Origin of the sequence: Halomonas zincidurans B6 (genome assembly GCF_000731955.1) — a bacterium.
GTDB classification, from domain to species: domain Bacteria; phylum Pseudomonadota; class Gammaproteobacteria; order Pseudomonadales; family Halomonadaceae; genus Modicisalibacter; species Modicisalibacter zincidurans.
The window spans coordinates 419433-445905 of sequence record NZ_JNCK01000001.1 but is presented as its reverse complement, the minus strand read 5'-3'; the positions used below and the strand labels follow the sequence as shown (position 1 = coordinate 445905).

23 protein-coding genes and 1 pseudogene are annotated in these 26473 nt (G+C 65.7%); 5 read left to right on the top strand and 19 right to left on the bottom strand.

The window, feature by feature from the left end; genetic code table 11:
* Positions 1-132: 132 nt before the first annotated feature.
* On the top strand, positions 133-903 hold the full coding sequence (locus HALZIN_RS0102090; protein ID WP_031382600.1) for a transporter substrate-binding domain-containing protein: 771 nt from the start codon (positions 133-135) through the stop codon (positions 901-903).
* 152 nt (positions 904-1055) lie between these two features.
* On the opposite strand, the gene HALZIN_RS0102085 is transcribed toward HALZIN_RS0102090, so the two are convergent.
* The 8 genes and pseudogenes from HALZIN_RS0102085 to HALZIN_RS0102050 all read right to left on the bottom strand — a co-directional run.
* Positions 1056-1997, bottom strand: a complete 942-nt coding sequence (locus HALZIN_RS0102085; RefSeq protein ID WP_031382599.1) for a hydroxymethylglutaryl-CoA lyase — start codon at positions 1995-1997, stop codon at positions 1056-1058.
* A complete protein-coding gene (locus HALZIN_RS0102080; RefSeq protein WP_031382598.1) occupies positions 1997-3937 on the bottom strand; it encodes an aconitate hydratase in 1941 nt (646 codons plus the stop codon). Before HALZIN_RS0102080 ends, HALZIN_RS0102085 begins: the two co-directional genes overlap by 1 nt.
* Positions 3930-4451: a TRAP transporter small permease subunit gene (locus HALZIN_RS0102075; protein WP_031382597.1), complete on the bottom strand. Its 522-nt coding sequence runs from the start codon at positions 4449-4451 to the stop codon at positions 3930-3932. Before HALZIN_RS0102075 ends, HALZIN_RS0102080 begins: the two co-directional genes overlap by 8 nt.
* A gap of 11 nt (positions 4452-4462) precedes the next feature.
* On the bottom strand, positions 4463-5509 hold the full coding sequence (locus tag HALZIN_RS0102070; RefSeq protein ID WP_031382596.1) for a TRAP transporter substrate-binding protein: 1047 nt from the start codon (positions 5507-5509) through the stop codon (positions 4463-4465).
* A gap of 50 nt (positions 5510-5559) precedes the next feature.
* Positions 5560-6852, bottom strand: coding sequence for a TRAP transporter large permease (locus HALZIN_RS0102065; protein ID WP_031382595.1), 1293 nt, complete (start codon positions 6850-6852; stop codon positions 5560-5562).
* A 13-nt stretch (positions 6853-6865) separates the two neighbouring features.
* Positions 6866-8065, bottom strand: a complete 1200-nt coding sequence (locus tag HALZIN_RS0102060; protein WP_031382594.1) for a CaiB/BaiF CoA transferase family protein — start codon at positions 8063-8065, stop codon at positions 6866-6868.
* A 41-nt stretch (positions 8066-8106) separates the two neighbouring features.
* Positions 8107-8778: a GntR family transcriptional regulator gene (locus tag HALZIN_RS0102055; RefSeq protein ID WP_231663104.1), complete on the bottom strand. Its 672-nt coding sequence runs from the start codon at positions 8776-8778 to the stop codon at positions 8107-8109.
* Between the two features lie 195 nt (positions 8779-8973).
* Positions 8974-9288: pseudogene (locus tag HALZIN_RS0102050) on the bottom strand (YkvA family protein); the annotation flags it as partial.
* A 170-nt stretch (positions 9289-9458) separates the two neighbouring features.
* Between HALZIN_RS0102050 and HALZIN_RS0102045 the strand changes: the two are divergent.
* Both HALZIN_RS0102045 and corA read left to right on the top strand, forming a co-directional pair.
* A complete protein-coding gene (locus HALZIN_RS0102045; RefSeq protein WP_051907331.1) occupies positions 9459-10589 on the top strand; it encodes a glycosyltransferase family 9 protein in 1131 nt (376 codons plus the stop codon).
* Between the two features lie 182 nt (positions 10590-10771).
* The gene (gene corA, locus HALZIN_RS0102040; protein ID WP_031382590.1) at positions 10772-11725 is read left to right on the top strand and encodes a magnesium/cobalt transporter CorA; all 954 of its coding nucleotides are present in this window, start codon (positions 10772-10774) and stop codon (positions 11723-11725) included.
* Between the two features lie 175 nt (positions 11726-11900).
* On the opposite strand, the gene cadR is transcribed toward corA, so the two are convergent.
* From cadR to thiO, 10 genes are all read right to left on the bottom strand, one after another.
* Positions 11901-12353, bottom strand: coding sequence for a Cd(II)/Pb(II)-responsive transcriptional regulator (gene cadR / locus HALZIN_RS0102035; RefSeq protein WP_035575089.1), 453 nt, complete (start codon positions 12351-12353; stop codon positions 11901-11903).
* A 136-nt stretch (positions 12354-12489) separates the two neighbouring features.
* Complete coding sequence (locus HALZIN_RS0102030) at positions 12490-13218, bottom strand: glutamine amidotransferase-related protein (protein WP_031382588.1); 729 nt, start codon at positions 13216-13218, stop codon at positions 12490-12492.
* Between the two features lie 53 nt (positions 13219-13271).
* Positions 13272-14453 (bottom strand): iron-containing alcohol dehydrogenase, encoded by a 1182-nt coding sequence (locus HALZIN_RS0102025; RefSeq protein WP_031382587.1) that lies wholly within the window; start codon positions 14451-14453, stop codon positions 13272-13274.
* A 95-nt stretch (positions 14454-14548) separates the two neighbouring features.
* The gene (locus HALZIN_RS0102020) at positions 14549-15934 is read right to left on the bottom strand and encodes an aldehyde dehydrogenase family protein (protein ID WP_031382586.1); all 1386 of its coding nucleotides are present in this window, start codon (positions 15932-15934) and stop codon (positions 14549-14551) included.
* Positions 15935-16231: 297 nt separating this feature from the next.
* Complete coding sequence (locus tag HALZIN_RS0102015) at positions 16232-17611, bottom strand: glutamine synthetase family protein (RefSeq protein ID WP_031382585.1); 1380 nt, start codon at positions 17609-17611, stop codon at positions 16232-16234.
* A 49-nt stretch (positions 17612-17660) separates the two neighbouring features.
* On the bottom strand, positions 17661-19160 hold the full coding sequence (locus HALZIN_RS0102010) for an amino acid permease (RefSeq protein ID WP_031382584.1): 1500 nt from the start codon (positions 19158-19160) through the stop codon (positions 17661-17663).
* 193 nt (positions 19161-19353) lie between these two features.
* A complete protein-coding gene (locus HALZIN_RS0102005) occupies positions 19354-20310 on the bottom strand; it encodes a LysR family transcriptional regulator (RefSeq protein ID WP_031382583.1) in 957 nt (318 codons plus the stop codon).
* A gap of 12 nt (positions 20311-20322) precedes the next feature.
* Positions 20323-20688, bottom strand: coding sequence for a hypothetical protein (locus HALZIN_RS18135; RefSeq protein ID WP_201448164.1), 366 nt, complete (start codon positions 20686-20688; stop codon positions 20323-20325).
* Positions 20685-20987: a nuclear transport factor 2 family protein gene (locus HALZIN_RS18130; protein WP_201448163.1), complete on the bottom strand. Its 303-nt coding sequence runs from the start codon at positions 20985-20987 to the stop codon at positions 20685-20687. The genes HALZIN_RS18135 and HALZIN_RS18130 overlap by 4 nt, the downstream gene beginning before the upstream one ends.
* An 84-nt stretch (positions 20988-21071) precedes the next feature.
* Positions 21072-22226, bottom strand: a complete 1155-nt coding sequence (gene thiO / locus HALZIN_RS0101995) for a glycine oxidase ThiO (RefSeq protein ID WP_051907330.1) — start codon at positions 22224-22226, stop codon at positions 21072-21074.
* Between the two features lie 251 nt (positions 22227-22477).
* Between thiO and HALZIN_RS0101990 the strand changes: the two genes are divergently transcribed.
* Positions 22478-23278, top strand: coding sequence for an IclR family transcriptional regulator (locus tag HALZIN_RS0101990; protein ID WP_031382581.1), 801 nt, complete (start codon positions 22478-22480; stop codon positions 23276-23278).
* A gap of 32 nt (positions 23279-23310) precedes the next feature.
* Here the strand turns inward: HALZIN_RS0101990 and HALZIN_RS16660 are convergent, their stop codons facing one another.
* Positions 23311-25623, bottom strand: coding sequence for a putative bifunctional diguanylate cyclase/phosphodiesterase (locus HALZIN_RS16660; protein WP_236254946.1), 2313 nt, complete (start codon positions 25621-25623; stop codon positions 23311-23313).
* A gap of 269 nt (positions 25624-25892) precedes the next feature.
* Here HALZIN_RS16660 and HALZIN_RS0101980 point away from each other — a divergent pair, with 269 nt between their 5' ends.
* On the top strand, positions 25893-26348 hold the full coding sequence (locus HALZIN_RS0101980) for a hypothetical protein (protein WP_031382579.1): 456 nt from the start codon (positions 25893-25895) through the stop codon (positions 26346-26348).
* The last annotated feature ends 125 nt before the right edge of the window (positions 26349-26473 follow it).

Here is a 26473-nt window from a genome sequence, read left to right as displayed (position 1 = left end):
CCGGACTGAAACGAGCGTTGGAAAAGTGCTGATCTCAAGTGCTTTTCCCTCTTCCGACCCGGCGCGTGGTGAGATAACGTTAGCGGGTCATCGGCCAAGGTCGATCAATACAAGAACGGGGAATTACTACTCATGAAGAAACTGCTTTCCATTACCCTGCTGGGCGCCGCCCTGCTGACCGGCACCGTGCAGGCCCAGGAAGAAACGGTGCGCATCGCCGTCGACGTGCCCTACGAACCGATGGAATACCGTCTGCCGAGTGGCGAACTGACCGGTTTCGACATCGAACTGGGCAACGCCCTGTGCAAGGAGATCGGCATCGATTGCGAATGGGTCGTACAAGGCTGGGACGGCATCATTCCCGGTCTGCTGTCGCGCAAGTACGACGCGATCATGTCGTCGATGACCATCAACGAGCAGCGCCGCAAACAGGTGCTGTTCTCCGACCCGTACTTCATGCCGCCCTCGGCCTGGTTCGTACCGGCCAAGAGCGACATCCGCACCCCGGCCAAGGAGACCCTCGAAGGCAAGAGCATCGGTGTGCAGCGCGGCACCCTGCAGGACAATTACGCCACCGACATGTACGGCGATGTCGCCAACATCAAGCGCTACTCCACCGCCGGCGACATGGTGCTGGACATGGAATCGAATCGCCTGGATATCGTGTTTCTCGACTTCCCGGTCGGCAAGTCCACGCTGATCGACAGCGAAGAGGGTAACTACAAGGTGGTCGGCGGCATGATCACCGAGCCCAAGAAATACTTCGGCGACGGCTTCGGTATCGCCTTCCGCCAGCGCGACAAGGAGCTTGCCCAGAAGTTCAACGACGCTCTTGCCACGCTCAAGGAAAAAGGCACCTACGACGAGATCTTCCAGAAGTACTTCGGCACCAAGAAGCAGTAAGCGTGATCTTGGCCTTGAAGGTCTTGTCCTTGAAGAGCTCATGACCGTGGAGGTCTTGCGCTCGGCGACTTGCCCCCTCAGTCACGCCAAGGCAATACCCAAGCAAAAAGGATGGCCCTCGCGGCCATCCTTTTTGCTGTGTGGTGATGCGCTCAGCCCACCCGCTCGCGCGGCACGTTGCTGAGATGACTCGCGGTCTGTCCGCCCGGCAGCGCCGCGATCAGATCGGCCGCCTCGAGCAGGCGCGGTAGCGACACCCCGGTATGCACCTGGCCGCCATGCAGCGCGTAAAGCAGATCTTCGGTGGCGGTGTTGCCCGTGGCGCCGGGGGCGAACGGACAGCCGCCGAGCCCCGCCGTGGCGGCATCGAGTGCCGTCGCCCCGTGGTGGATGGCGAACAGCGCGTTGGCCACACCCATGCCGTAGGTATCGTGGCCATGGAACGCCCATGTGAGCCGCGGGTCATCGTGCCGCTCGCGCAGGCGGGTGAAGTGATCCGCCACCTGGTAGGGCGAGGCTCGCCCGGTGGTGTCGCACAGCGCGACTTCCAGCGCGATGTCGCGCACCGCATGGCGCGCCTTGGCAAGCACCGCATCGACCTGCTGCCAGCCGATGGGGCCCTCGTAGGGACAGTCGAAACTCGTGCCCAGGTCCAGGCGCAGGCAGACGGCATCCTGCAAGCCGCGCTCGTGCAGCAACTCCGCGATGGCTCCCAGCCCCGTCAAGGATGCCTCGACGCTCTGGCGCACGTTGCTCCGGTTGTGGGATTCGGAGACCGACACCACGTAGACCAGCTCACGCAGACCGTTGTCCAGGGCCCGCTCCGCACCCCTGAGGTTGGGCACCAGCGCCGAGAAGCGCATGGCCGGGTACTGGCTGAATGCCGCCACGATCTCGCCGATATCGGCCATCTGCGGAATCGCCCTGGGACTGACGAACGAGCCGATTTCCAGGCGCGAGATACCCGCCTCGATCAATGCCTCGATGCAGCGGATCTTGTCCGCGGTGGGCAGCGGCTCGCGGATCGACTGAAAACCGTCGCGCGGGGCAACCTCGACGATCTCCACGCGGACCGGTGGGGTCAGGGCACTCATCAGCGTCCCTCCATGTTCAGCCAGTTGATGACGCCCCCCTGGGAGAGGATCGCCTGCTGCCGAGGGCTGAGTTCATGGCGCAGGTACAGCGTGTCGGTATCGTTGAGCGTGGCGACGACCCGCTGCCCTGCCGCGAGCTGCTGGCGCAGGCCGACGATATTCAGGCGATCATCCTGCTGCAAGCGGTCGAAATCCGCCGGCTCCTCGAAGGTCAGCGGCAGCACGCCGAAGCACGGCAGATTCTGCCAGTGGATGCGCGCGATGCTCCTGGCGATGACCACCTGCAGCCCCAGGGAACGCGGCACCAGCGCGGCGTTCTCGCGGCTCGAGCCCTGCCCGTAATTATCGCCGGCGACGATGATGTGCCCCGCCGCGCCGCGCGCCCGGGCACGCTGCACGTAGCCGGGGTCCAGCGTCTCGAAGGCGAACTCGGCCGAGGCGTGGATATTGCTCCAGATCGGCAGCACCCGGGCACCGGCCGGGATGATGTCGTCGGTGGAGACGTTGTCGCCGGTCTTGAGCAGCACCGGCGCGTCGAGCGTCTCGGGCAGCGCCTCGAGCGCGGGCAGCGGCGGCGTGTTGTCGGTGGCGAGCAGCGACACGCCGCGCGCCTGCTCCGGCGGCAGCGGCGGCACGAACATCCGCTCGTTGGCGGTCATGTCCTCAGGCTCGCGGACCCGCGGATAGGCCATGTCCAGCGTGCGCGGATCGGTGATCACGCCGTGCAGCGCCGAGGCGGCGGCGGTCTCCGGGCTGCACAGGAACACGCTGTCCTCGCGGGTGCCCGAGCGGCCGGGGAAGTTGCGCGGCACGGTGCGCAGACTGTTGCGCCCTGCCGCCGGCGCCTGGCCCATGCCGATGCAGCCGTTGCAGCCCGGCTGGTGCAAGCGTGCGCCGGCCGCGACGAGCGAGGACAGGTGGCCTTCGTCGATGAGCGCCGCGAGGATCTGGCGCGTCGACGGGTTGATGTCCAGCGAGATGCCGTTGGCGATATTGCGCCCCTTGACGATCTCGGCGGCCACCGCGAAGTCGCGATAACCCGGGTTGCCCGAGGAGCCGATGTAGGCCTGATAGACCGGTTCGCCGGCAACCTCGCTGACCGGCACGACCTTGTCGGGGCTCGACGGCAGCGCAATCAGCGGCTCGAGCTGCGAAAGCTCGATACGCTCGTCGCTGTCGTAGGCGCAGCCCGGATCGGCGGCCAGCGGCGTCCACTCGGCCTCGCGGCCGCGTGAAGCCATGAACCGGCGGGTGATGTCGTCGCTGGGAAACACGCTGGTGGTCGCGCCCATCTCGGTGCCCATGTTGGCCAGCACGTGACGGTCCATGGCATCGAGCCCGTCCAGGCCGGGGCCGTAATATTCGAGGATGCAGTTGCGCGCCCCGGCCACGCCATGGCGGCGCAGCAGTTCGAGTATGATGTCCTTGGCGCTGACCCAGTCGGGCAGCTGGCCCGCCAGCTCCACCCCGATGATACGCGGCATGGGCAGGTACAGCGGCTCGCCGGCCATGGCCATGGCCACCTCGATGCCGCCGGCGCCGATCGCCAGCATGCCCAGCGCCCCGGCGGCGGTGGTGTGACTGTCGCAGCCGACCAGGCTGTCGCCGGGCTTGCCGAAGCGCTCCATGTGCACCGGATGGCTGATGCCGTTGCCCGGGCCGCTGTACCAGACGCCGAGCCGCTCGCAGGCGCTCTTCAGGAACAGGTGGGCATCGGCGTTGATATTGTCCTGCTGGATCAGGGTATGATCGATGTACTGCACGCTGGGCGAGGTCTTCACCCGCTCGATGCCCATGGCGTCGAGTTCGAGCATCACCAGCGTGCCGAGGATGTCCTGCAGCAGCGCCTGGTCCATGCCCAGGGCGATCTCGCGGCCCGGCAGCATCTCGCCCTCGACGAGGTGGGCGCCGATCAACTTGTGGCTGAGTGTCTCAGGCATGCGAAGTCTCCTTGTCGGCGGCGGGATGGACGAGCCGATACGCCGCCCGGCAGGTCTCGATCAGAAATTGCACGGCCAGCGCCCCGAAGCCGATGGGCAACAGCGCGTAGGGATAGACCATGGGCGTGCCGAAGGCGCTCGACACCCGCTCGCCGTACTCGAAGGACTGCAGCGCCATCAGCCCGCCCCGCCATACCAGGATGGTGCAGAATGTCATGCCGATGAAACCGGTCAACAGCGCGATCAGCGCCTTGACCCGGCCGGGCAGCTTGTCGATGAAGAAGGTGATGCGGATATGCGCATCGTGGCGCTGCGCCTCGCCCGCGCCGACCACCGCAAGATAGACCAGCAGGAAGGAGTTGATCTCCAGGCTCCAGCTGGTCGGCGCGGCGAATAAATAGCGCATGATGGCATCGTAGCAGATGGTCAGCATCATGAACGCCAGCACCGCCATCGATGTCCAGCGCAGGACGGCCAGCAGGCCGTCCCATCCGCGCAAGGCTGGCTTGAGCATCGCCGCCCCCTTCACGCCTGGCCGAGCGCCAGCGCGATGGCGCGCTCGCCGACATCCTGGCCCACCTGCTCCTTCCAGTCATTCCAGACGCCTTGGGTACTCTCGTTGAACGCCGCCAGATCCTCCTTGCTGGGTTCGACGACCTTGACTCCGGCCTCCTTGATGGCGGGCCAATACTTGTCGGGATACACCACGTCGTTACAGTAACTGGCGAAGTTGTCGGAGTACCACTGACTGGCGCCCTGCAGCGCCTGCCTGGTGCCGTCGTCCAGTGCATCCCAGCGCGAGCGCAGCATGAACGGCGCGACGGTGAAGGCGGTCATCGGCAGCTCGTAGCAGGTGCCGAGCTGTTCAAAGAGGCTACGCCCGTAGACGGTAGAGATGTTGGCCACCGCTGCATCCACCGTGCCGCGCTGCAACGCCAGGTAGGTTTCCGAAGACGGGATGCGCACCGCGGCGATAGCGTAGGGCTCCAGCGCCTTGGTGGCCTCGAAGCCGACGATGCGGATCTTCTTGCCGCGCAGCGCCTCCAGCGAGGTGATCGGGCTGGCCCGGGTGCTCCAGATGTACTCCGGCTCGAGGATGCCGCCCCCCGACGACAGCATGTAGAGATTGTCCTTGGCCAACTCTTCGTTGATCAATTGAAATAGCGGGCTGTCCTGGGCCAGGCGTTCGGGATTGCGATACAGCTCGCCCACCACGCCGGGCAGCCCGGTGATCCCGAGGATCGGCAACGAGCGGGTGATGTACGAGGTGGTATGGAACATGAAGTCGATGCTGCCGGCACGCAGCGCCGGCAACTGCTCGTCGGCCTTGAGCAACTGCCCCGAAGGGTAGAAGTCGACGGTGAGCGCCTCGCCGCCGTTCTGCTCGAGATAGTCGACGAAGCCGTTTGAACCGTAGCTCAGCGCTTCGTACGACGGCGTGATGTAGGTCACGCCGGTCAGGGTGGTGGCGGCCATGGTCGGCCGTGCAAACAGACTGTGCCCACCGAACAGCGTCGCGCCGGCGGTGGCGAAGGTACCGTACTTGAGCAGGTTGCGACGGGTGATTGGCATGGTGATTCTCCTTGGCTTGTTGTTGTGGGTTATCACGTTGAATCGCCGGGTCACATCAGGCCCGGCAACCAGAGGCTGAGGCTGGGGAACAGCACGAACAGCATCAGCACCAGGAACTGCACCGCCACGAAGGGCAGCGCGCTACGAATGATTTCCTCGATCGACAGCTCCGGACACACCCCGCGCAAGGCATACAGATTGAGCCCCACCGGCGGCGTGACCACGGCGATCTCCAGGTTGAGCACCAGTACGATGCCGAACCACAGCGGGTCGTAACCCAGCGCCTGGATCAGCGGCAGCAGTACCGGGGTGGTGACCACGATCAGCGATACCGCGTCGACGATCATGCCGAGCAGCACCAGCAGCACCATCACCACGAGCAAGATGGCCCAGGGCGGCAACGTGCTGGCAGTCAGCATCTCGGTCAGCAGCTGCGGCACCCGCACCAGGTTGAGATAGTCGCCGAAGATCTTGGCGCAGCCGATGATCAGCAGGATGGCGCCGCTGACGCGCACCGTGGTGGCAAGAATCTCGAGCAGCTTGCGCCACGACAGCGAACGGAACACGACAGTGGCGATCAGCAAGGCGCCCAGCGCACCGATGCCGGCGGCCTCGCTCGGCGTGGCCAGGCCGGAATAGATCGAGCCGAGCACGGCCACCACCAGCAGCGCGGCGTGCCAGATATTGGCCAGGCTGCGAAAGCGCTCGCCCCACGTGAAATGTTCCTCGACGCGGGGGGCCTCACCGGGATTCAGGCGTACCCGAAAGTAGATATACAGCGACAGCGCCAGGGCGAGCACGATGCCCGGCACGATGCCGCCGATGAACAGGTCGGCCACCGACACGCTGGACACCGCGCCGTAGATGATGAACGGCACGCTGGGTGGAATCAGCATCGCCAGCGCCCCGGCGCTGACCACCGAGCCGGCGGCCAGCGAGCGGCTGTAGCCGCGCTCGAGCATCTGCGGCACGGCGATCGAGCCGACCGCGGCGACCCCGGCCAGGCTCACCCCGGACACCGCCCCGAACATCGCCGAGGCGCCCACCGAGGAAATCGCCAGGCTGCCGCGCAGCCAGTTGAGCCAGCGCACGGCGGCCTGGAACAGGCTCGCTCCCACCGGCGTCGCGCCGAGAAAGTTGCCCATCAGCACGAACAGCGGCAAGGCGATCAGCTCGAAACTGTTGAGCTGGCCGAACAGCGACGAAGGGGCGAAAAAGAACGCCAGCGAGCCCTTGGCCAGGTACAGCCCGACCAGCCCCGAGAACCCCAGGGCCAGGAAGATCGGCATGCCCAGGCCGATCAGCGCCACCAGGGCCAGCAGGACGATGACGGTATCGCTCATGATCGCGCTCCGCTCATATCACGCCACCGTCGCGCAGCGCCGCGATGCCGGCATCGTCGAGTGCCAGCCAGTCCTTGAGCACGGCGTCGCTGTGCTCGCCCAGCGCCGGGCCCACATGCCGCACGCGCCCGGGTGTCGCCGACAAGCGCGGAAAGACGTTCTGCATCGGCAGCGGCCGGCCATGACGGTCCGCGATCTCGACGATCGCCTCGCGGGCCTGGAAGTGCGGGTCGTCGAGCATCTCCGGGGCGCGGTAGACCAGCCCGGCGGGCACCCCGGCCTCGGCCAGCCAGGCGACGATGTCGTCGGCGTCGTGCTGGCGGGTCCAGCCAGCCACCGCCGCGTCGATGGCCTGCTGGTTGTCGCCGCGGGCGCGATGGGTGGCGTAATCCGGATGGTCGGCCAGCGTCGGTTGGCCCATCATCTCGCACAGACGGCGGAAGACCGAGTCCTGGTTGGCGCCAATGATCACGTCGCGCCCGTCGCGGGCCGGATAGGCGTTGGACGGGGCGATCTTGGGCAGGAAACTGCCGCTGCGCTCGCGAATCTTGCCGGCGCGGGCATAGTCGGGAATCAGGCTCTCCATCATGCCCAGCACCGACTCGAAGATCGCGCTGTCGACCACCTGGCCGCGTCCGGTGCGCTCGCGCTGGTGCAGGGCGAGCAGCGCGCCGAGCGCGCCATGCACCCCGGCCAGGGTGTCGCCCAGCGAGATCCCCACCCGGACCGGCGCGCGATCGGGGTAGCCGCTGACGTAGCGCAACCCGCCCATCGCCTCGCACACGGCCGCGAACCCGGCCCGGGTGGCGTAGGGGCCGTCCTGGCCGAAGCCGGTCACCCGGACCATGATCAGGCCGGGGTTGCGCTGGGCCAGCGCATCGTAGCCCAGCCCCCATTTTTCCATGGTGCCGGGGCGAAAGTTCTCGATCAGGATGTCGGCCTCGGCGGCCAGCTCGCGCAGGATTTGCTGGCCACGCGGCTGGCGCAGGTCGAGGGTCAGCGACTGCTTGTTGCGGCCGATGACGTTCCACCACAGCGGCTCCCCGTTGGCATCGGCCTCGCCCCACTGGCGCATGGCGTCGCCCTTGCCGGGCGGTTCGATCTTGATCACCTCGGCGCCGAAATCGGCCAGCACCTGGCCGCAGTAGGGGCCGGCGATCAACTGGCCGAGTTCGAGCACCTTGAGATCGGACAGTGGCGTGTCGGGAAGCATTGTTGTTGTAATCCTCGCGTTCGCTGGAGGTCGAAAGGCGCTCAGCCGCCGCCATCCTCGAAATTCAGATGCAGATCCCGCGCCGCCAGCAGGTGGGCGCGCATCACGTTCTCGGCCCACTGAGCGTTGCCCGCCTCGATGGCGACCAGCATCTCGCGGTGGTGACGCATGCTGCGCAGCACATGATCGTGCCGGTAGTTCTGCAGATTGCGCCGTGTCACCGAGGTGCGCACCACCATGTCGAGCACCGTGGCCAGGCGTTGGCTACCCGAGGCGCGGATCAGCTCGCGGTGGAACTCGTGGTTCAGGGCCGCGATGTCGTTGCGCGCCGAATCGCCGGCCTGCTCGGCCAGCAGTTCCATACGCTTGGCCAGTTGCTGTAGCTGCTTCAATTGGGCCGCCTGGATATGCCGTGCGGCGCGATGGATGGCGAGCGGCTCGAGCAACAGGCGGATCTCGAAGACCTCCTGGGCGTCCTGTTCGGTCCAGGCCGTGACGCGGGCGCCGTGATGGGGAATCGCCTCCAGCCAGCCTTCGGTGACCAGCTCGCGCAAGGCCTCGCGTACGGGGGTGCGGCTGACTTCGAGCTCCTTGGCCACGCCGGTTTCGCGCACGTACTCGTGGGGCCGGTAGCTGCCATCGAGGATGCGACGCTTGATCGCCTCGTAGACCTGCGCCACCGCCGTCGGATAGGACGTCTGTCTGGTCGTCACAAAATCCCCCATTGCATGCAATCAAAGCGTAGAACCCGCCATCGGACGCTGCCTATTGCGCTTTGGTCGTAAGATTGCATGCAATCCAGGTATTGCTCTCACTGCAGTATCGCCGCTCCGGAGACTGACCGGATCGGGCATCCCCTGTCATTTTCAGAAGACGGTTGAACGGATCAAGAGTGCAATACCAGCGACCCACACGGTAACGACCACGCCAGCCGCCAAGCGGCTGACTGGCCGTTCGCTCGCTTTGGCCGCGGCTTCTCTGTGCTCCTCCATCACTTCGGGCGGTATAAGCCGGACAACCAGCAGGAGACCGAGCGGCACGATGATCAGATCGTCAAGATAACCCAGTACCGGGATGAAGTCGGGGATCAGGTCGATGGGCGAGACGGCATAGGCTGCAACAACCAGCGCAAGCGCCCGAGCTATCCACGGTGTGCGCGAATCGCGCGCGGCTAACCAGACTGCATGTACATCCCGCTTGATCGTTCGCGCCCATTGTTTGGCGTTCCAGATTGGTCGTCTTGTCATGGTGTCACGCATTTTTGCTCCTGCCGGATCGCTAGGGCGCCATGTGGCGCAACAACGCGGTTCGCTGAAACGTCAACAGGATCTAAGATTTCGTTAAGACTCTATCTCCATAGTGGCCACTCCCCGCTTCCCGGAGAGGCCTTGCCATGTTCCTGCTCACCCGCCTACGCCGCCACACCGCCATGCGCCAGCTGGGCAAGCGTCTGGAAAAACGTGCCAAGGCGTGGCTGTACCGCTGGCTCGCCGGCTCGGCCGCCGGTACTGCCGCGACCCCGGCGACCCTGGAAGGCGTCCAGCGAGTCCTGCTGGTGCGCCCCAACTTTCGTATCGGCAACGCCCTGATCAGTGCCCGGCTGATCCACGCGCTGGCCGAAGGGCGCCCCGAGCTCGAGATCGACTACCTGGCCACCGACACCACCGTCTCCCTGTTTGCGGGGATGCCAGTGACCCATTGCCATGCCCTCGGCCGGGACATGCTCGTTCGCCCCTGGAAGCTGGTCGCGCTGTGGCGCACGCTGCGCCGGAGACGCTATGACCTGGCCATTCAGGTGGCGGATACCTCCCTGACCGGCAGGCTCTGCCTGAAGGCCGCCGGCGCCCGACGCACCCTAGGCGCCGCTTCACGCCTGGCCGGCCTCTACGATCAGGTCTACCGCGTGCCGCCCGGCCAGACGCATGTCTATGACGTGGCCGCGGTCATCGCTGGTACCCTGGGGCTGGATTGCGAGGCGCGCCCCTGGATGACGGTCTCGGACGCCGAACAGACGCGGGCACGGGCCGGACTCCAGCAACTCACCGACAAGCCATTCGATATCGGCGTGTTCGTGGGCGGCCACCTGAACAAGCGCCTGCCACTGGCTTTCTGGTTGACGCTCTGCGATGCGCTCAACGATCGCGGCCTACGCTTCTTGCTGCTGATCGGCCCCGAAGAAGCTGCGATGCGCCCGGATCTGGAAGCCCGCAACGGCCATCATGGCTGTGTGGCCCCCGCCATGGCGTTGCGCGACTTTGCCGCCACGCTGACGCAGTTGCCACGCCTGATCACGCCGGACACCGGCCCCATGCACATGGCGGTCGCGCTCGGGGTGCCCGTTACCGCCGTGCTCAACACGTCCATTTCTCGGAAATTCGCGCCCCGTGGCCAGGCCGATCAGGTGTTGCTGTCGCCCTCCCCGGCGGAGGTCGTGGCCTCGCTCGATTGCACGATGCCTTATCCGCCCGTTTCGCTTCCCGGCGCGCTCACCCCCATGCCACTCGAGGCCGCCGGGCTGTCCTAAACTGAGACATGCCATCAACGGCCTGACCGGCCAGTTTTCCGCGCTCGAGACCCTGATGATCACCGTCACCCGCGTCGGCGTGCCGGGTCGCTTGTATTGGTGACGAGTCGATGCGCGACGGTTGGCGAGACGCCGGCGAACGCCTAATCTGGGCACACGCCACCGGATAATCAGGGACATCGATGATTCGTACCTTCGAGCTTCACCGCCAGACCATCATGGAAGTCACCGAGGAGACGCAGCCGCTGGCCCGGCGCCTCGCGCACTCCACCTGGATCGATGCCCACGAGCCCGACGAAGACGAACGCGATCGGCTCAACGCCTTTCTCGCCGACGAACTGCCCGCCGGAGAGGATGTCGAGGAAATCGAGTCCTCGGCGCGCTATTTCGTCGACGCCGACGGCATCCACGTCCACTCGCTGTTCCTCTCCCAGAGCGAAGGTCGCCACGGCAACACCACGGTCGCCTTCATCCTGCAGCCGGAGCGGCTGATCACCTTCCGCGACTGCGAGCTCGCCGATTTCCGGCTGCTGCGGCTGCGCGCGCGCAGCGGCCAGGTCGAGGCGAGCTCCGCGCAGACGCTGATGATGACCATCTTCGAGCAGAAGGTCGAAAACCTCGCCGATACATTGGAGGACATTCACCGCAAGCTCGAGGATGTCAGCCATCTGGTCCTCGAGGAGGAAGGCTCGGATCTCGAGGACGCCATCGACCAGCTCGCCAAGCTCGAGGACAGCAACGGCAAGATCCGGCTGTGCCTGATGGACACCCAGCGCTCGGTGTCGTTCCTGATTCGCCATTTGCGCGGCCACAGCGAGATTCAGGAGACCGCCCGCGAGGTGATGCGCGACGTCGAGACGCTGATGAGTCACACCGCCTTTCTGTTCGACAAGATCAACTTCCTGATGGACTCCACCCAGGGCTTCATCAACATTCAGCAGAACCAGATCATCAAGATCTTCTCGATCGCTGCCGTGGTGTTCCTGCCGCCGACCCTGGTCGCCAGCATCTACGGCATGAATTTCACCTATATGCCCGAACTCAGCTGGAGATTCGGCTATCCGCTCGCACTGGGGCTGATGGTGGTCGCTGGCGTATCGCCGTACCTGTATTTCAAGCACAAGAACTGGTTATAGATTGCCCAGAAGCTTGCCAAAGTAGCTAAACCATCGGGAACAAGTTCCCTCCCACAAGCTCGGTACCGTCTCAGTGGCAGCAGGGGTTCGGGGGAGGGAATTTATTCCCGAAAGACAACGGCTACAGGCTTCATCGCCCCACCGCCACGAACCAACGCTCGATGATTTTTCAATCTCAGTGCGCGCCGCCGATATGCCGCACCGCCGGCGACTCGCCACTCTCCTCGTCCTCGTCCGCCGGCTGGGCGAGTTCGCGGAGAATGCCGCAGGCGCCGATATCGGCGTCGCCGCGGCAGCGCGCGCGCAACTCGATCAGTGCAGTGCGCAGGCTGTCGAGCTGGGCGAGCCGCGTTTCGACATGGCCGATATGCTCGTCGACCAGATCGTTGACCTCGGCGCAATCGCGCTCGGGATGGTCGCGGTGCAGCAACAACCGGCGAATCTCACCCAGCGTCATGTCCAGCGCGCGGCAGTGGCGGATGAACATCAGGCGCTCGACGTGCATCATTCCGTAGAGCCGGTAATTGCCGGCGCTACGCGCTGGCTCCGGCAACAGGCCTTCGCGCTCGTAATAGCGTATGGTCTCGACCTGACAGCTCGCTCGCTGTGCCAGTTCACCAATTTTCATGATGCCTTCCTCCGCCTGCCGCACCCGCGGGCGCAAGCCGTGACTTGCCGGTGGATAATTTCCAAGACGTGCAGTGTAAAGCCTGAGGCAAACCCCCGACCATCGAGTTTTGGGGTCACGATAGCTGGAACAGACGTTATCGCTGACCCGCCCGACGATTGAGTGCCTGACGCATGAAGTTGAGAATCCAGCGCACCATCAGCTGGTCGTCGACCGGCGCGTTGAGCGAGGCCTGACCCTCGCGGACCCGGTTGCCGGGGATCTTGCCGCGGCGGAGCTCCATCAAATCTGCGGAGTAGGCCTTGGAAAACTCCGGGTGACCCTGCACGCCGAGGAAGATCTCGCCGACCTGCATCACGTAGACCGGGCAGAAGTCGCTGGCGGCGAGCACCACGGCGCCCGCGGGCAGCCGCGATACCTGATCCTGGTGGCTGACCACCAGATCGAGCCCCTCCTGCCACGGGTCCATCCACGCGGCGCGCTCGGTGAGCCGATTGAACGACATGCCCACGCCCCAGCCGCGCTCGCTCTTGACCACCTCGCCGCCCAGCGCCTTGGCGATCACTTGGTGACCGAAGCAGATCCCCACCAGCGGCTTGCCGGCCGCCCACAGTTCGCGCACGAAGCCGCCCAGCGCCTCGATCCACTCGTCGCCATCGTTGGCCCCGTACTTGGAACCGGTGGTCAGCCAGGCATCCACGGCATCGACGTCACCGGGAATCTCGCCATCCAGGCAGCGCCACACCTGGAACTCGAGGGTCGGGTCGACGCGGGTGAACAGCCGCTCGAACATCTCCGGGTAGTTGCCGTGGCGGGGCTGCAGCTTCTCATCGACGTCGTCGCACTGCAGCAGGCCGATTCGCATGGCATTGTCTCCTTGAAAAATTGAACGCGCCGCATTCTACCCAACCCGGGAGTTTACAGACGACCCTCGACGGCGTTGCACAGCAGCGTCTGGTACTGCGCGGCGTCGAAGGCGATGGGATTGGAGCCGGCGGACGGGTCGGCCACGGCCATGCGCCCCACCGTCTCGGCCTGGGCCAGATCGATATGCAGCTCGGCCAGGGTATGCGGGATGCCGAGCCGCTCGCGCAGCTCGAGCACCCAGTCGATGATCGCCGCGGTGCCCGGCTGACGCAGGTCGAGATAACGCCCCAGGCGCACCATCGGCTCGCCGATCGCGCACTCGTTGGCGCGCAGCACGTAAGGCATGAGAATCGCGTTGAGGGTGCCGTGGTGAGCGTCGTACAGCGCGCCCAGCGGATGGGCCAGCGCGTGTATCGCGCCCAGCCCGCGCTGAAAGGCGGTCGCGCCCATCATCGAGGCGACCAGCATCTGCTGGCGCGCCTCGATATCCTGGCCGTCGCGATAGGCGGCGGGCAGGAAATCGCGGATACGCCGCATGCCCTCCACGGCGATGCCCTCGGCCAGCGGATGGTAGTTGGGCGCGCACCACGCTTCCAGGCAATGCGACAGCGCATCCATGCCGGTCGCCGCGGTGATCGCCGGTGGCAGGCCGACACAGAGTTCGGGATCGAGAATCACCGTCGCCGGCAGCATGCGGGGATGAAAGATGATCCGCTTGACCCGCGCCTGCTCGTCGGTGATCACCGAGGCCCGACCAACCTCGGAGCCGGTGCCGGCGGTGGTGGGCACGGCGACGATCGGCACGACCGCCTCGCCGTCGGCGTGCTTCCAGTTGTCGCCGACATCCTCCAGCGACCAGATCGACAGGCCATCCGGCTGCTTGGCCATCAGCGCCACCGCCTTGGCGGCGTCGAGTCCCGAGCCGCCGCCGAAGGCGATCACCCCGTCGTGGCCGCCGTCGCGAAAGGCCGCCACGCCGTCGGCCACGTTGGTGCCGGTGGGGTTGCCCTTGACGGCGCTGAACAGCCCACAGTCGAGCCCCGCGTCGCGGCAACCCACCAGCGCCGCCTCGACCATCGGCAACCGGGCCAGGCCGGGGTCGGTGACCAGCAACGGCGCGCGCATGCCCAGGGCACGGCACGCCTCGGGCAACTCGCGTATCCGACCGCTGCCGGTGCGGATTTCGGTGGGGTAACTCCAGGTGGTAGTGAACTGGCTAGCATGTTGGTTCATGGAGACCTCGTTTCGTTAGAGCCGTAAGCTCGAAGCTGTAAGCTTTAAGTAGAACCTCCATTCGGCTTACGGCTTACGGCTTACGGCTTATGGCTTCAAGCGTGCTTCAAGTGGAACGACTTCGGCCGGGTTACACTCTCGTAACCGATCCGCGACAGCGAACAGCCACGCCCGGACTGCTTGACGCCGGTCCAGGCCAGTTCGGGATCGAGATAGTCGCAGCGGTTGGTGAATACCGTGCCGGCCTCCAGCCGCCGGGCCAGCGCTTCGCCCGCGGCGATGTCACGGGTGAATACCGCCGCGGTCAGCCCGAACGGGCTGTCGTTCATCAATGCCACGGCCTCGTCGTCATCGGTCACCGGCATAACGCCGACCACCGGCCCGAAGCTTTCCTCGCTCATCACCCGCATCGAATGATCGACGCCGGTCAGCAACTGCGGTGCCAGATAGGCGCTGCCGGGTGCCGACAGCGGGTAGTCGCCGGGGTCGATCCAGGCCTTGGCGCCGGCGGCGACGGCCTCCTCGATCTGGCCGCGCACGAAATCCGCCGCCTCGGGGCGCACCAGCGGGCCCAGGCTCGTCGCCGGATCGCCGGGGTTGCCGAGCTTGAGTTGACGCAACCAGGCCACCGCCCGCTCGACGAAGGCCTCGAAGAGGGACTGATGGACGTAAATGCGTTCGATGGCGCAGCAGCTCTGCCCCGCATTGAAGAAGGCGCCGTCCATCACACCCTCGACGGCGGCGTCCAGGTCGGCGTCGGCGCGAATGTACGCCGGGTCCTTGCCACCCAGTTCCAGCCCGCTGGCGATGAAGCGCCCGGCCAGCGCCGACTCGACCCGCTCGCCGCCGGCCACCGAACCGGTGAAGGAGACGTAAGCGATGCGCGGATCGCGCATCACCCCCTCGGCCGCGGCGTGCGACAGATGCAGATACTGGAACACGCCCTCGGGCAGGCCGGCGGCAGCGAAGGCCTGCTGGATGCGCTCGGCGCACAGCGGGGTCTGGGCGGAATGCTTGAGGATCACCGCGTTGCCGGCCATGATCGCCGGCACGATCGCGTTCACCGCGGTCATGAAGGGAAAGTTCCAGGGCGCGATCACGAAGGCCACGCCCAGCGGCTCGCGACTGATATAGCGGGTAAACCCCGGCTTGTCGGCCAGCCGGATCGGCGCCAGCGCCTGCTCGGCGAGCGCGATCATGCCCCGCGCGCGCTCCTCGAAGCCGCCGATCTCGCCGCCGGCCGCGGCGATCGGCCGGCCCATCTGCCAGGTCAGTTCCTCGGCCAGCGCATCGCGCATCGCCACGAAGGCATCGACCATCGCCGAGCAGTAGCGCGCCCGCTCGGCCAGCGGCACCTCGCGCCAGGCCCGCTGCGCGGCGCTCGCACGGTCCAGGGTGGCCTCGACCCGCGCCGGATCGGCCAGCTCGCGCTCGACGTAGACCGAGCCATCCACCGGGGAAATCGTTTTTTGTGCAGCCATGAATATTCCTCAGCTCACGAGCTTCGGGCTTCGAGCCACGAACCCCAAAGGCTCAACCAGCGCTTGTCTTGGCCCATGGTCCGGTGGGAGGCAACTTGTTCCCGACGAAGCCCATTCCATCGCGAATAAATTCGCTCCCACCTGATGCCGAATCAGGCCTTCGTAGCCCGTAGCCCGTCCGTAGCCCGTAGCCCGTAGCCCGTAGCCCGTAGCCCGTAGCCCGTAGCCCGTAGCCCGTAGCCCGTAGCCCGTAGCCCGTAGCCCGTAGCCCGTAGCCCGTAGCCCGTAGCCCGTAGCTCAGATTATCTCGAAGTACCTATCGAGCTCCCAATCGGTAATATGCCGGCGAAACTCGCGCTCCTCCCACTCGCGGGTCGCCGCGAAGTGCTCGACGAAGGCGTCGCCGAACAGCTCGCGCGCCGGGGCCGAGGCCTTGAGCCGCTGCGCCGCGTCCCACAGCGTGCGCGGCAACGCCTGATGGACGGGATGCTCCAGCGTGTAAGCGTTGCCGACGACCTGCTCGTCGGGCTCGAGCTGATGCTCGATGCCGTAGAGTCCCGCGCCGATCGCCGCCGCCAGCGCCAGGTAGGGGTTGGCGTCGGCGCTGCCCAGGCGGTACTCGACCCGCTGCGAGGTGTCGCTGCCGGGGATCACGCGCAGCGCACAGGTGCGATTCTCCACCCCCCAGGTCGCCTCGGTGGGCGCCCAGAAACCGGGAATCAGCCGCGTGTAGCTGTTGACGGTCGGCGAGAACAGCGCCAGGAATTCCGGCATCAGCTGCTGTTGACCGGCGACGAAGTGGCGCTGCACGGCGCTCATCGTGTAGGGCTTGGCGGCGTCGAAGAACGCCGACCTGCCGGCGTCGCGCTCGCGCAGCGACAGGTGGATGTGGCCGCTCTGACCGGGATAGTCCGGCGACCACTTGGCCATGAAGGTCGCCATCAACCCCCGCCGCTGGGCCCAGACCTTGACGAAAGTCTTGAACAGCGCGCCCTTGTCGCCAGCGGCGAGCGCGGCGTCGACGCCGATCGCCGCTTCCAGCACGCCGGGGCCGGTCTCGGTGTGCAAGCCTTCGATGGGAAAGTCCATGCTCTCCGACAGCGCCAGCAACTCATGGTAGAGCTCGCTGTGCACCGAGCTTCTGAGCATCGAATAGCCCATCATGTCGGGCGTCAGCGGCTTGAGGTTGCGAAAGCCCTTGTCGCGGATCGATTCCGGCGTTTCCTGGAACAGGAAAAACTCGTATTCCAGCGCGCCAAACACCTCGAAACCCAGCCCCTCGGCACGCGTCAGGACCCTTTCGAGCAAACCACGCGGGCAGATCTCCCGCGCCGGCCCGGCGAACTCGGCAAGAAACAGCAGCATGCCATCCTCGAAGGGAAGTTCGCGGCAGCTCTCCGGGACGATGCGTAGCGCGGCATCGGGATACCCGGTGTGCCAGCCGGTGTACTGGACGTTGTCGTAGAGCGCGTCCTTGCTGTCCCAGCCCAGCACCACGTCGCAGAACGCGAAGCCGTTCTCCAGCGCATCGAAGAACTTCTTCTTGCTCATGTACTTGCCGAGCATCACGCCGTCGATGTCGAACAACCCGACCTTGACGTGGCTCAGCCCGCGCTCCTCGACCAGTTGCCGGGCCTGGTCGGCGCTGGTCACTTGCCTGGCTTGCTTGACGCCCATCGCTCTACCTCGCTGGCCATGTTGGGATTGTCATAGGGCGGCACTCGCCTCATGCGTTGTCCGCACGCTCGCGGTGCGCGACGGCGAACTCCTCCTCCGGGGAGAGTATCAGACGATGCCGGCCGATGAGCGCGAAGTAGACGATGCCCACCGCGAACCAGGCCGCCACGCCCACCACCCCAACCCGGTAGGTCGTATCGGAGAGCTGGAAGAAGATGGTCACCACGGCGATGACGATGGTCGCCCAGGCGCCGGCATTGCCGAACGGGCTGCGATAGGGCCGCTCCATGCTCGGGTAGTTCTTGCGCAGCAGAATGAACGAGACGGCCTGGGCGATGTACGAGCACATCGCCCCGAACACCGCCATGTTCAACAGCGTGCCGCCGATCACCGCCGAGCTCTGGTCGGCACCCAGCCCGACGAAGCTGATCAGCATGATCGTCAGGCCGACCAGCGCGCCGGCGATCATCGCCACGTGCGGAGTCTTGCGCGAGCCGTGGGTCACCGACAGGAAGGTCGGAAAGTAACCGGCACGCGACAGCGAATAGATCTGCCGACCCTGGGCGAAGATGATGGTATGAAAACTCGAGATCAGCCCGACGATCGCCACCAGCGCCAGGATCTTGGCCGTGCCGCTGCCGAAGATCGCCTTGAAGCCGTCGAGCAGCGGTTCGCCCGACTGGCCCAGCGCATAGGCGCCCACACCGACGACCGAGGGGTTGAGGAACAGGATCATGAACGCCGAAATGATCAGCGTGACGATGCCCAGGATGATGCCCTTGGGCATGTCGCGCTTGGGATCGACCGATTCCTCGGCGGCCAGCGGTAGCTGCTCGATGGCCAGGAACAGCCACACCGCGAATGGCATGGCCGCCAGCGCACCGACGATGCCCATCGGCAGGAAGGGCCCATTGCCGCCCTCCAGCAGCACGCCACCCTCGCCGATATTGAGCGCCCAGGCCGAGAAATCGATATTCGGGAAGGCGCTGAACCAGAACACCAGCAAGACCGCCAGGGCGAGTAGCGTCACGCCCAGGGTGACCTTGAAGGAGAGTTCCACGCCGACGATGTTCAAGCCCACGAACAGGATGTAGCCCAGCACCCACCAGATCGGCTGAAAGGCCGCTTCGGTCTCGAAGATCCCGGTCAGGTAGGAGCCGATGAAGAACACGATCACCGCCGGGGTGAGAACGTACTCGACGTTTTCGCAAAGTCCGGTGACGAAACCGCCCCACGGCCCCATCGACGAGCGGGCGAAGGAGTAGGCGGCCCCGGTGTGCGGCAGCGCCGGCGACATCTCGGCGATGCAGAAGGTCAGCCCCAGATACATCACCGCGATCAGCACGGTGGCGATCAGCATGCCGCCCCAGCCGCCCGAGGCCAGCCCCAGGTTCCAGCCGGAGTAGTGCCCGGAAATCACCGCCCCCACGCCCAGCGCCCAGAGCGACCAGGGCCCGGCGTGGCGACGTAGCCCGCGCTTCTCGAAATAGGCGGCATCTTCGTGCCGGTAGTGAATACTGCTCGTATCCTTGCGGGTATTTGTGGTCATTGTTGTGCCCTTCCAGCTGATCGGTATAACGCGGGCGAGCGACTCGCCGCACGCAGACGCGACTTTCCGCGGCAACGGTCGCGGCTTCCTGCAGTCTGGGCAGACTCGTCCCGGCGCGGCAACTAGCATCGGCGCCAGACACCGGTTGGCTATCGAAAAAATCGATAGTGCACCGCAACGCAGCACGCAGCCTTCAGCGCACGTCGATCTGCGCGGCCAACCAGGGCAGATGGCGCAGGAGCTCACCGGCGCAGCGCGTCTTCAGCAACCCGCGGCTGTCGCGGGCCAACTGCGAAGGCAGGTCGCCAAGCTCGTCGCGCCGCGCCACCAGCGTCAATTCGCGACGCAACGGGGCGATGGGCAGCTCGACCACCTGCACGTCGAGACGCTCGAGCCCGGCCTGGCACAGGCACAGCGGCGTGGTGATCGTCCAGCCGACGCCGGCGTCGACCATGCGCAGCAGGGCGAAGGTGTTGTCGAGATGCAGCCGGGCGGGCAGTTCCAGCTGGTTGAGCCGCAAGTGTCGCTCGATCGCCTGGCCGATCAGCGACTGCGGGGTGTAGCGCACGAAATCCAGCTGCCGGGCCAGCCAACGCAGGTTGTCGTGGCCGCCATGCCAATGCCGAGGCAGTACCAGCACGAAGGGTTCGTCGAGCAGCGAATGGCGCTCGAGCCCATCGTAGTTCTCGAGCCGGTCGTCGGAGACGATGATATCGACGTGACGGGTCAGCAGCGCATGGCCGTGCAGGTGGGAGAGCCCGGTGGTCAGGGTGTAATCGCGGGTATGACGCTTGATCGCCTCGATCAACGGCTGGCCAACCGCGGTGGCCAGCGAATCCACCAGCGCGATGCGCACCTGATGAAGCTGCTGGAAGGCGCCGCTGCGCAGTTCGCGCCGCGTTGCGCGGGCCTCGCCGAGCATGCGTTGGGCTCGGTCATAGAAGAAGCGCCCCGCGGCGGTCGGCTCCAGCGGCCGGGCGTGGCGCAAAAACAGCGACACCCCCAGCGTTTCCTCGAGATTGGCCAGGCTCTGCGAGACCGACGACTGCTTGAGTCCCAGGTGCAGCGCCGCCGCCGTCTGGCTGCCCCGCTCCAGGGTCTCGACGAAGATTTCCATGCTGCGCAGATCGAAGCCGAATGCCCCACGCATATCGCCACCTCGTTAGCGGGCCGATAAGGGCGCCGCACGATACCGAGCCTGCCGGCGCTCTTGTCGACGACCATGCGGCATTCGCCGTGCCTCGGCAATGCCCTTTGCGCTGGGCCATGCGAAGATGCGACTGGAGCCGATCGAGCAACGAGCCATGGTACATTGTGCCAGCCGGCGTCCTGCCTGGGCCGAGTACATCACCCCGTTGCCGCCATAGCCCAGCGCGTGATGGCCGCCGGGCTGGGGATCGCAGTCGATATCGGCGATCAGGCTTGAAGGTTTGCATGCCCGCCACGCACTCCTCGTGCATCCTGAGCGCCCCGGCGTGGCGTTCTTCACCGCGATCTTGCCGTCGCGGAAGGTGAAGGCGTCGATCATGCGCGCCTCGGAGCGGACGCCATCCACGGTCGTGCCCTTGCAGGTGCTCTCGGTAAAGCCCCGGTCCCCCACCACGACATGTTCGCCATCGACCCAGGCCGCGTCCGGCGCACCTTCCACGCATTCTCGAGGGCCTGACGCACCTCGGCCTGCCCGACGAAGCGCTTGCCCATCAGTTCCGGTCCGGCAAGGGCATGGAATTCGCAATCCTCGGTCATCATCGCCATCACCGCATCGATGTCGTGGCGGTTCAAGGCCTCGCTGAAGGCTTCCAAGAGTTCAATACCGAGCTGGCTCATGTGGTTCCCCTCGACTGGGGTAGTCCGCGATCGGCCAGCGGCCACCGCGATGACTTCGAGGGTAGTGCCAAGCATCCGCATGACTTAGCGCCAGTGGGGAGTCGCTTGTTGGGCCAGCATGGCGGGCTCATGATCCGTGGACGCCGGTACCCGGTAGGGCGCGGTATCGACGATCGGCTCACGTCCCAACAGTTGATCGACCAGCAGGCGCGTCGCGGCCGGCGCCAGCACCAACCCATTGCGGTAATGCCCGGCGTTGACGAACAACCCGGCGATGCCCGGCACCTCGCCGATGAAGGGCACGCCCTCGGGCGAACCGGGGCGCAGCCCCGCCCAGTGATGCTCCACCTCGCACTCGGCCAGCCCCGGCAGCATGGCAACCGCACTGGCATGCAGCGATGCATGGGCCGCCGCGGTGGGTGTCTTGTCGAAGTCGGCCTCCTCCAGCGTGGAGCCGATCAGCACCCGGCCATCGGCGCGCGGAATCAGGTAGCGCCCGTCCTTCAACACCACGCGCTCGAGCAGTTGCCGACAACCGGTCGTCAGCGGCGTCTTGAACAGCATCATCTGGCCCTTGACCGGGCGCACCGGCAGCGCCACCCCGACTTCACCCAACAGCCGTCCACTCCAGGCACCGCCACAGACGATCACGCGTGCCGCCCCGAAATGCCCCCCGGCGGTCTGCACGCCCGTCACCCTGCCCCGTTCGACGACCAGCCGCTCGACCCGGCAGCCCTCGTGCACGGCGACCTTCGGCAAGGTGCGCAACCGGGCGCGCAGCGCCTGGCCCAGCCGCGGGTTGCGGATGCTGCCGAGGGTCGGCATCCACAGTCCATCGTCGAGCCCGGCCGCCAGGTGCGGCTCCTTGCCATAGACGAAATCGGCATCCACGCGCACCAGCGGCTTGCCCCGTTGCCGCGCCCACGCCACGGCGTCGGCCTCGTCGTCGACGTGGAGATACAGCAATCCCGTCTGGCGGTACTCGGGGTCGATCCCCGTCTCCCCGGTCAGGCGATTCGCCAGAGCCGGGTAACGTCCTTCGGACCACTCGGCCAGACGCGAGATCGCCTCCTCGTAGCGCCAGGGATACAGCGGCGAGACGATACCGCCCCCGGCCCAGGAGGCCTCCTTGCCGCATTCGCCGCGTTCGAGCAGCGTTACCGAGTGGCCGGCCTCGGCCAGTTGCCAGGCGGTCATCATGCCGATGACACCCCCGCCGATGATCAGGAAGTCCTGCATGCCATGCCCCTCCGATAGTCGCTCGTGCCCGGCCTTTGCGCGGTGGCGACCGCACAGCCACGGCGCCCCTGCCACGTGGCGATAAAGCCAACCGGAACGCTGGATTCCAACGAATGGAACATGGGGAAAGAATCTAGCGACCGTCTCGCCTCATCGTCAATGAATATTTCAAGAAATGGTATGCTTTCTACCAAATATAGGAATTGTTATATTGCTCTCATGCCCACGACCATCCGTACGAGAGGCTCGACATGACGTCTGACGTAGCCAAGATCGATGGCGACACGCCAACGATGCGCCTGCTGGCGCTGCTGGAAGTCATCGCGGAAAAGGATCAGTTCTTCACGCTGCAGGGGCTGGTGGAGGAGACCGGGCTGCCCAAGCCCACGCTGCACCGCATGTTGCAACAGCTCGAGGCCGCCGGCATGCTGCAGCGCGATGGCGACAGCCGACATTACGGGACCGGTATGCGTCTGCGGCGTCTGGCCGAGACCCTGCTGATGAACAACACCGTGCACGGCGCTCGTCATGGCGTGCTCAGCCGGCTAGTCGAGGAGATCGGCGAAAGCTGCAACATCACGGCTCTGTCGGGCAACGAGGTGCTGTATCTCGATCGTGTCGAGACCAGCGCGCCGCTGCGCTTCTACCTGCATCCCGGTTCACGGGTGCCGGTACATGCCTCGGCGAGCGGCAAGCTGTTTCTGGCGCAGATGCCACCGGCCCAGCGCAAGCGGTTGCTCGCCCACGTCACGCTGGAGCGCTTCACGCCCAACACCCGGGCGGATGTCGATGCATTGGAACACGAGATCGAGCGTGTGCGTCGCGACGGCTACGCCTTCGACGACGAGGAGTTGCTGCCGGGACTGCTGTGCATCGCGGTGCTGGTTCCCGGCAGCAAGGGGCGCTCGAATCTGGGCATTGCCGTTCAGGCACCGACCATGCGCCTGACGCCGGAGCGCGCCCGGGAGTTCCTGCCGGCCCTGCAACGGGCGGCCGAGGCAATTGCCGCCATCGATGCCGAAGCCGCACCCGGCAACAGTGCCTCCGCTTGACCGGCGCCATATGCCCGGCTGTTCGGGAGCGCTCACGCCGTGCTCTGACAATCGTTGATCGCCGCGACCAGCGCATCGAACGGCAACGGACGAAAGAACCAGAAGCCCTGGAAGATGTGACAGCCGTTGCTCAGCAGGAAGTCGCGTTGCGCGGCGCTCTCGACGCCCTCGGCGACGACCGTCAGATGCAGGTTCCGAGCGATCGTGATGATCGTCTGGACGATCGCCTCGTCATTCGAGTTGTCGAGTTCCTGAATGAAGCTGCGATCGATCTTGAGTTCGTCCAGCGGCAAGCGTTTCAGGTAGGACAGCGACGAGTAGCCGACCCCGAAATCGTCGATCGCCAGGCCCACGCCGATACGCTTGAGATCGCGCATCGTCTCGATCGTCTCGATCAGGTTGTCGATCATCACCCCCTCGGTGATCTCGAGCTGCAAACGCGACGGATCGATGCCCGAGCGCTCGATGCCGCGTCCGATCGAGGCGACGAACTCGGGCTGGCCGAACTGGCGCGGGCTGATATTGATCGACAGCCGAGGGAGCTGCCGCGCATCGAGTCGCATGAGCGCCTCGCAGGCCTGGTCCAGCACCCTCTGGCCGATATCGAGGATCAGCCCGCTCTCCTCGGCCACCGGAATGAATTCGACCGGCTGGACCATGCCGCGCTTCGGGTGCAACCAGCGCAACAACCCCTCGCCGCCGACGATCCGTCCATCGCCGTCGACCTGGGGCTGAAAATGCAGCTGCAATTGGTCGCCTTCGAGCGCCAGGCGCAGGTCCTGCTCGAGATTCAGTCGCCATACCGCCGCCGTGTGCATGCTCGGCAAGTAGCCGCAGGCCTTCGCGCGCCCCTCCGTCTTGGCCTGGAACATCGCCGTTTCGGCCTGCTTGAGCAGCCCGGTCGCGCTGCTCTGCTCTTCGCCGAACAGCGCAAAACCGATACTCGGCGTCACCAACAGCGGTCGATCGCTGAGATGGTAGGGCTCGGAAAGCGCGCTCATGACACGCTCGGCAACGCCGTTGACGCCATCGATCACCTGCTGACGATCGCCTCTGATGCGTGCGACCACCACCACGAACTCGTCGCTATTGACGCGCGCGGCGATGTCGCCATCGCGCAGCAGCTCGGTCAGGCGGCGCGCCGTGGCATTGAGCAGCCGGTCGCCGACCGAGTGGCCAAGCGACTCGTTGACCTCCTTGAAGCGGTCCAGATCGATGAACAGCACCGCGCCGTGCTCGCCACGGTGGGCCGATTCGGCCATCAGCTGCGCCAGACGCTCGCTGAGCAGGCGCCGGTTGGGCAGTCCTGTCAGCGCATCGTAATAAGCCTGACGGTGGATGGTCTCCTCGGCCTGGCGCCGCTCGGTCAAATCCTCGACGACCGCCACGCCGGCAACGATAGCGCCCTGATCGTCACGCACGCCGCTGAACAGGATTCGCACCGGCAAGGCCGGGCCCGATGCCGTCAGCATGCTGTAGTCGCCCTCGTAATAGCCTTCGCCATGGCTCAGCGCACGTTGCACGGCCCGCTTGACGCGGATGCTCTGCACGGATTCCAGCATGTCGAACCCCAGAAAGCGCTCGCGGGACTCGCCGGTAATCTGAAGCAGCTTGTCGTTGCAGTCGGTAACCCGGCCCTGGGCGTCGAAATGCAGCATGCCCAGTGGCGAAGCCTGGAAGATGGTGTGGTAGCGGCTTTCGCTCGCGCGCAGCGCCTGCTCACGCGTCTCGCCTTCGGCCTGGAGGTGAAAGTTGTCGCGCAGGATTCGGTTCCAGCGATGGCTGACGGCCAGCGTAAAACCCAGGAAGAGCCACACCATCGCCGCCGCGGTCAGCGACGCCGGGCCGCCCAGCCACAGGTAACGCAGGCTCAATGGCAGCAGTGTAAGAATCAGGAACGTCGCTGCGATCGGCCACACCGGCGCCATGGTCACCGCCCCGCCCGAGGCGATGCCGGCCAGCGCCACGACCAGGATCACCTGATGCTGGAAGTCGGAGACCGGAAACAGCCATAGGCCACATGCGCCCCACAGCAGACCGCTGGCGGTCGAGCCGATCGCGTAGCCGATCATCCAGCGCCGCGCCGCCTCGGCCGGCGGTTGCTTGCGCTGAAAGCACCAGGCCAATCCCAGCCGGGCGAACGTGATCAGTACCACCGCCGTCATCCAGGCCAGCATCTGCCGCTGGTCGACGACCGACCACAACGAGACCAGCAGCAGCCCCGCGACCAGTACCACCGAGACCATCGGCAGCCACAACCCGTCGTAGAGGATGCGCACCTGTTCGCTGCGTATCCGCAAGCCATGCTGTGTCGCGCCGTCCATGCTTCCCCGTGTACGCTTCATCGAGGCTTCCAATACCCGGCCCCTTTTATGTCCTTGCTCGGTTAATCATCGCTGAAAACGCTCGCCCAGCGATCCGTTAGCGTCGCGTCAGCCTTTTACCTCAAGGGTATCAGGCGACATGCGAAGATCTTCTGTCCATGACCGAACGCCCTTCAGCTAAAATAACCAACCCTTCATGCCGCGTATAGGTGCCAGAAGATTCGTATTGAGTGTCCCCGCGGCTGCTCTCCATACTGACTATCCACTCACACGGACTCGTGAGGGTTCTAGTGCAGCCGTCAAGCGCCCCTTTACCGCTCTATCCTGGGCACTGGTATGCCTGGCAATGCATCAGCGCCGACGACGGCGCCGACAGCTACTTTTCGCCGGTCTATCTGAAACGGATAGTGGCGCGGGGCGGCCTGGCGCCGGTACTGACGCTGGCGATAGCCAATGTGCTCAATCTCGACCGGCCCCAGGACGAGATACTCTCGCTGCGCACCATCCGCCACGATTGCCGGCTACTGATCGCCGACGTCATGGAGCCGGGACAAGCGCCCGCCAGCACTGTCATCGTCACGCCGATCACCTTCGGCTGGCTGCGTCGCCATACCCCGCACATCCTCGACCAGCACCCCTCGACACTGCTCGATCATGCGGACACGGCCAGCGCCGATCGCTACCTGGGACGGGCCTTTCCCTATGTGGCAAGACCCAGCCTGTGCCACGATGGTGGGGGTCGCTGAAAATTCTCCAGCCCTCTATGCTAGCCTGTATGTCGGGCTCCGCGGAGCCCGACGGCCATTTTTCAGCGCGCAGCCATCGGCTTCGATCGGGCCAGATGACGATGTCGCGTGGCTAGCGCCACCAT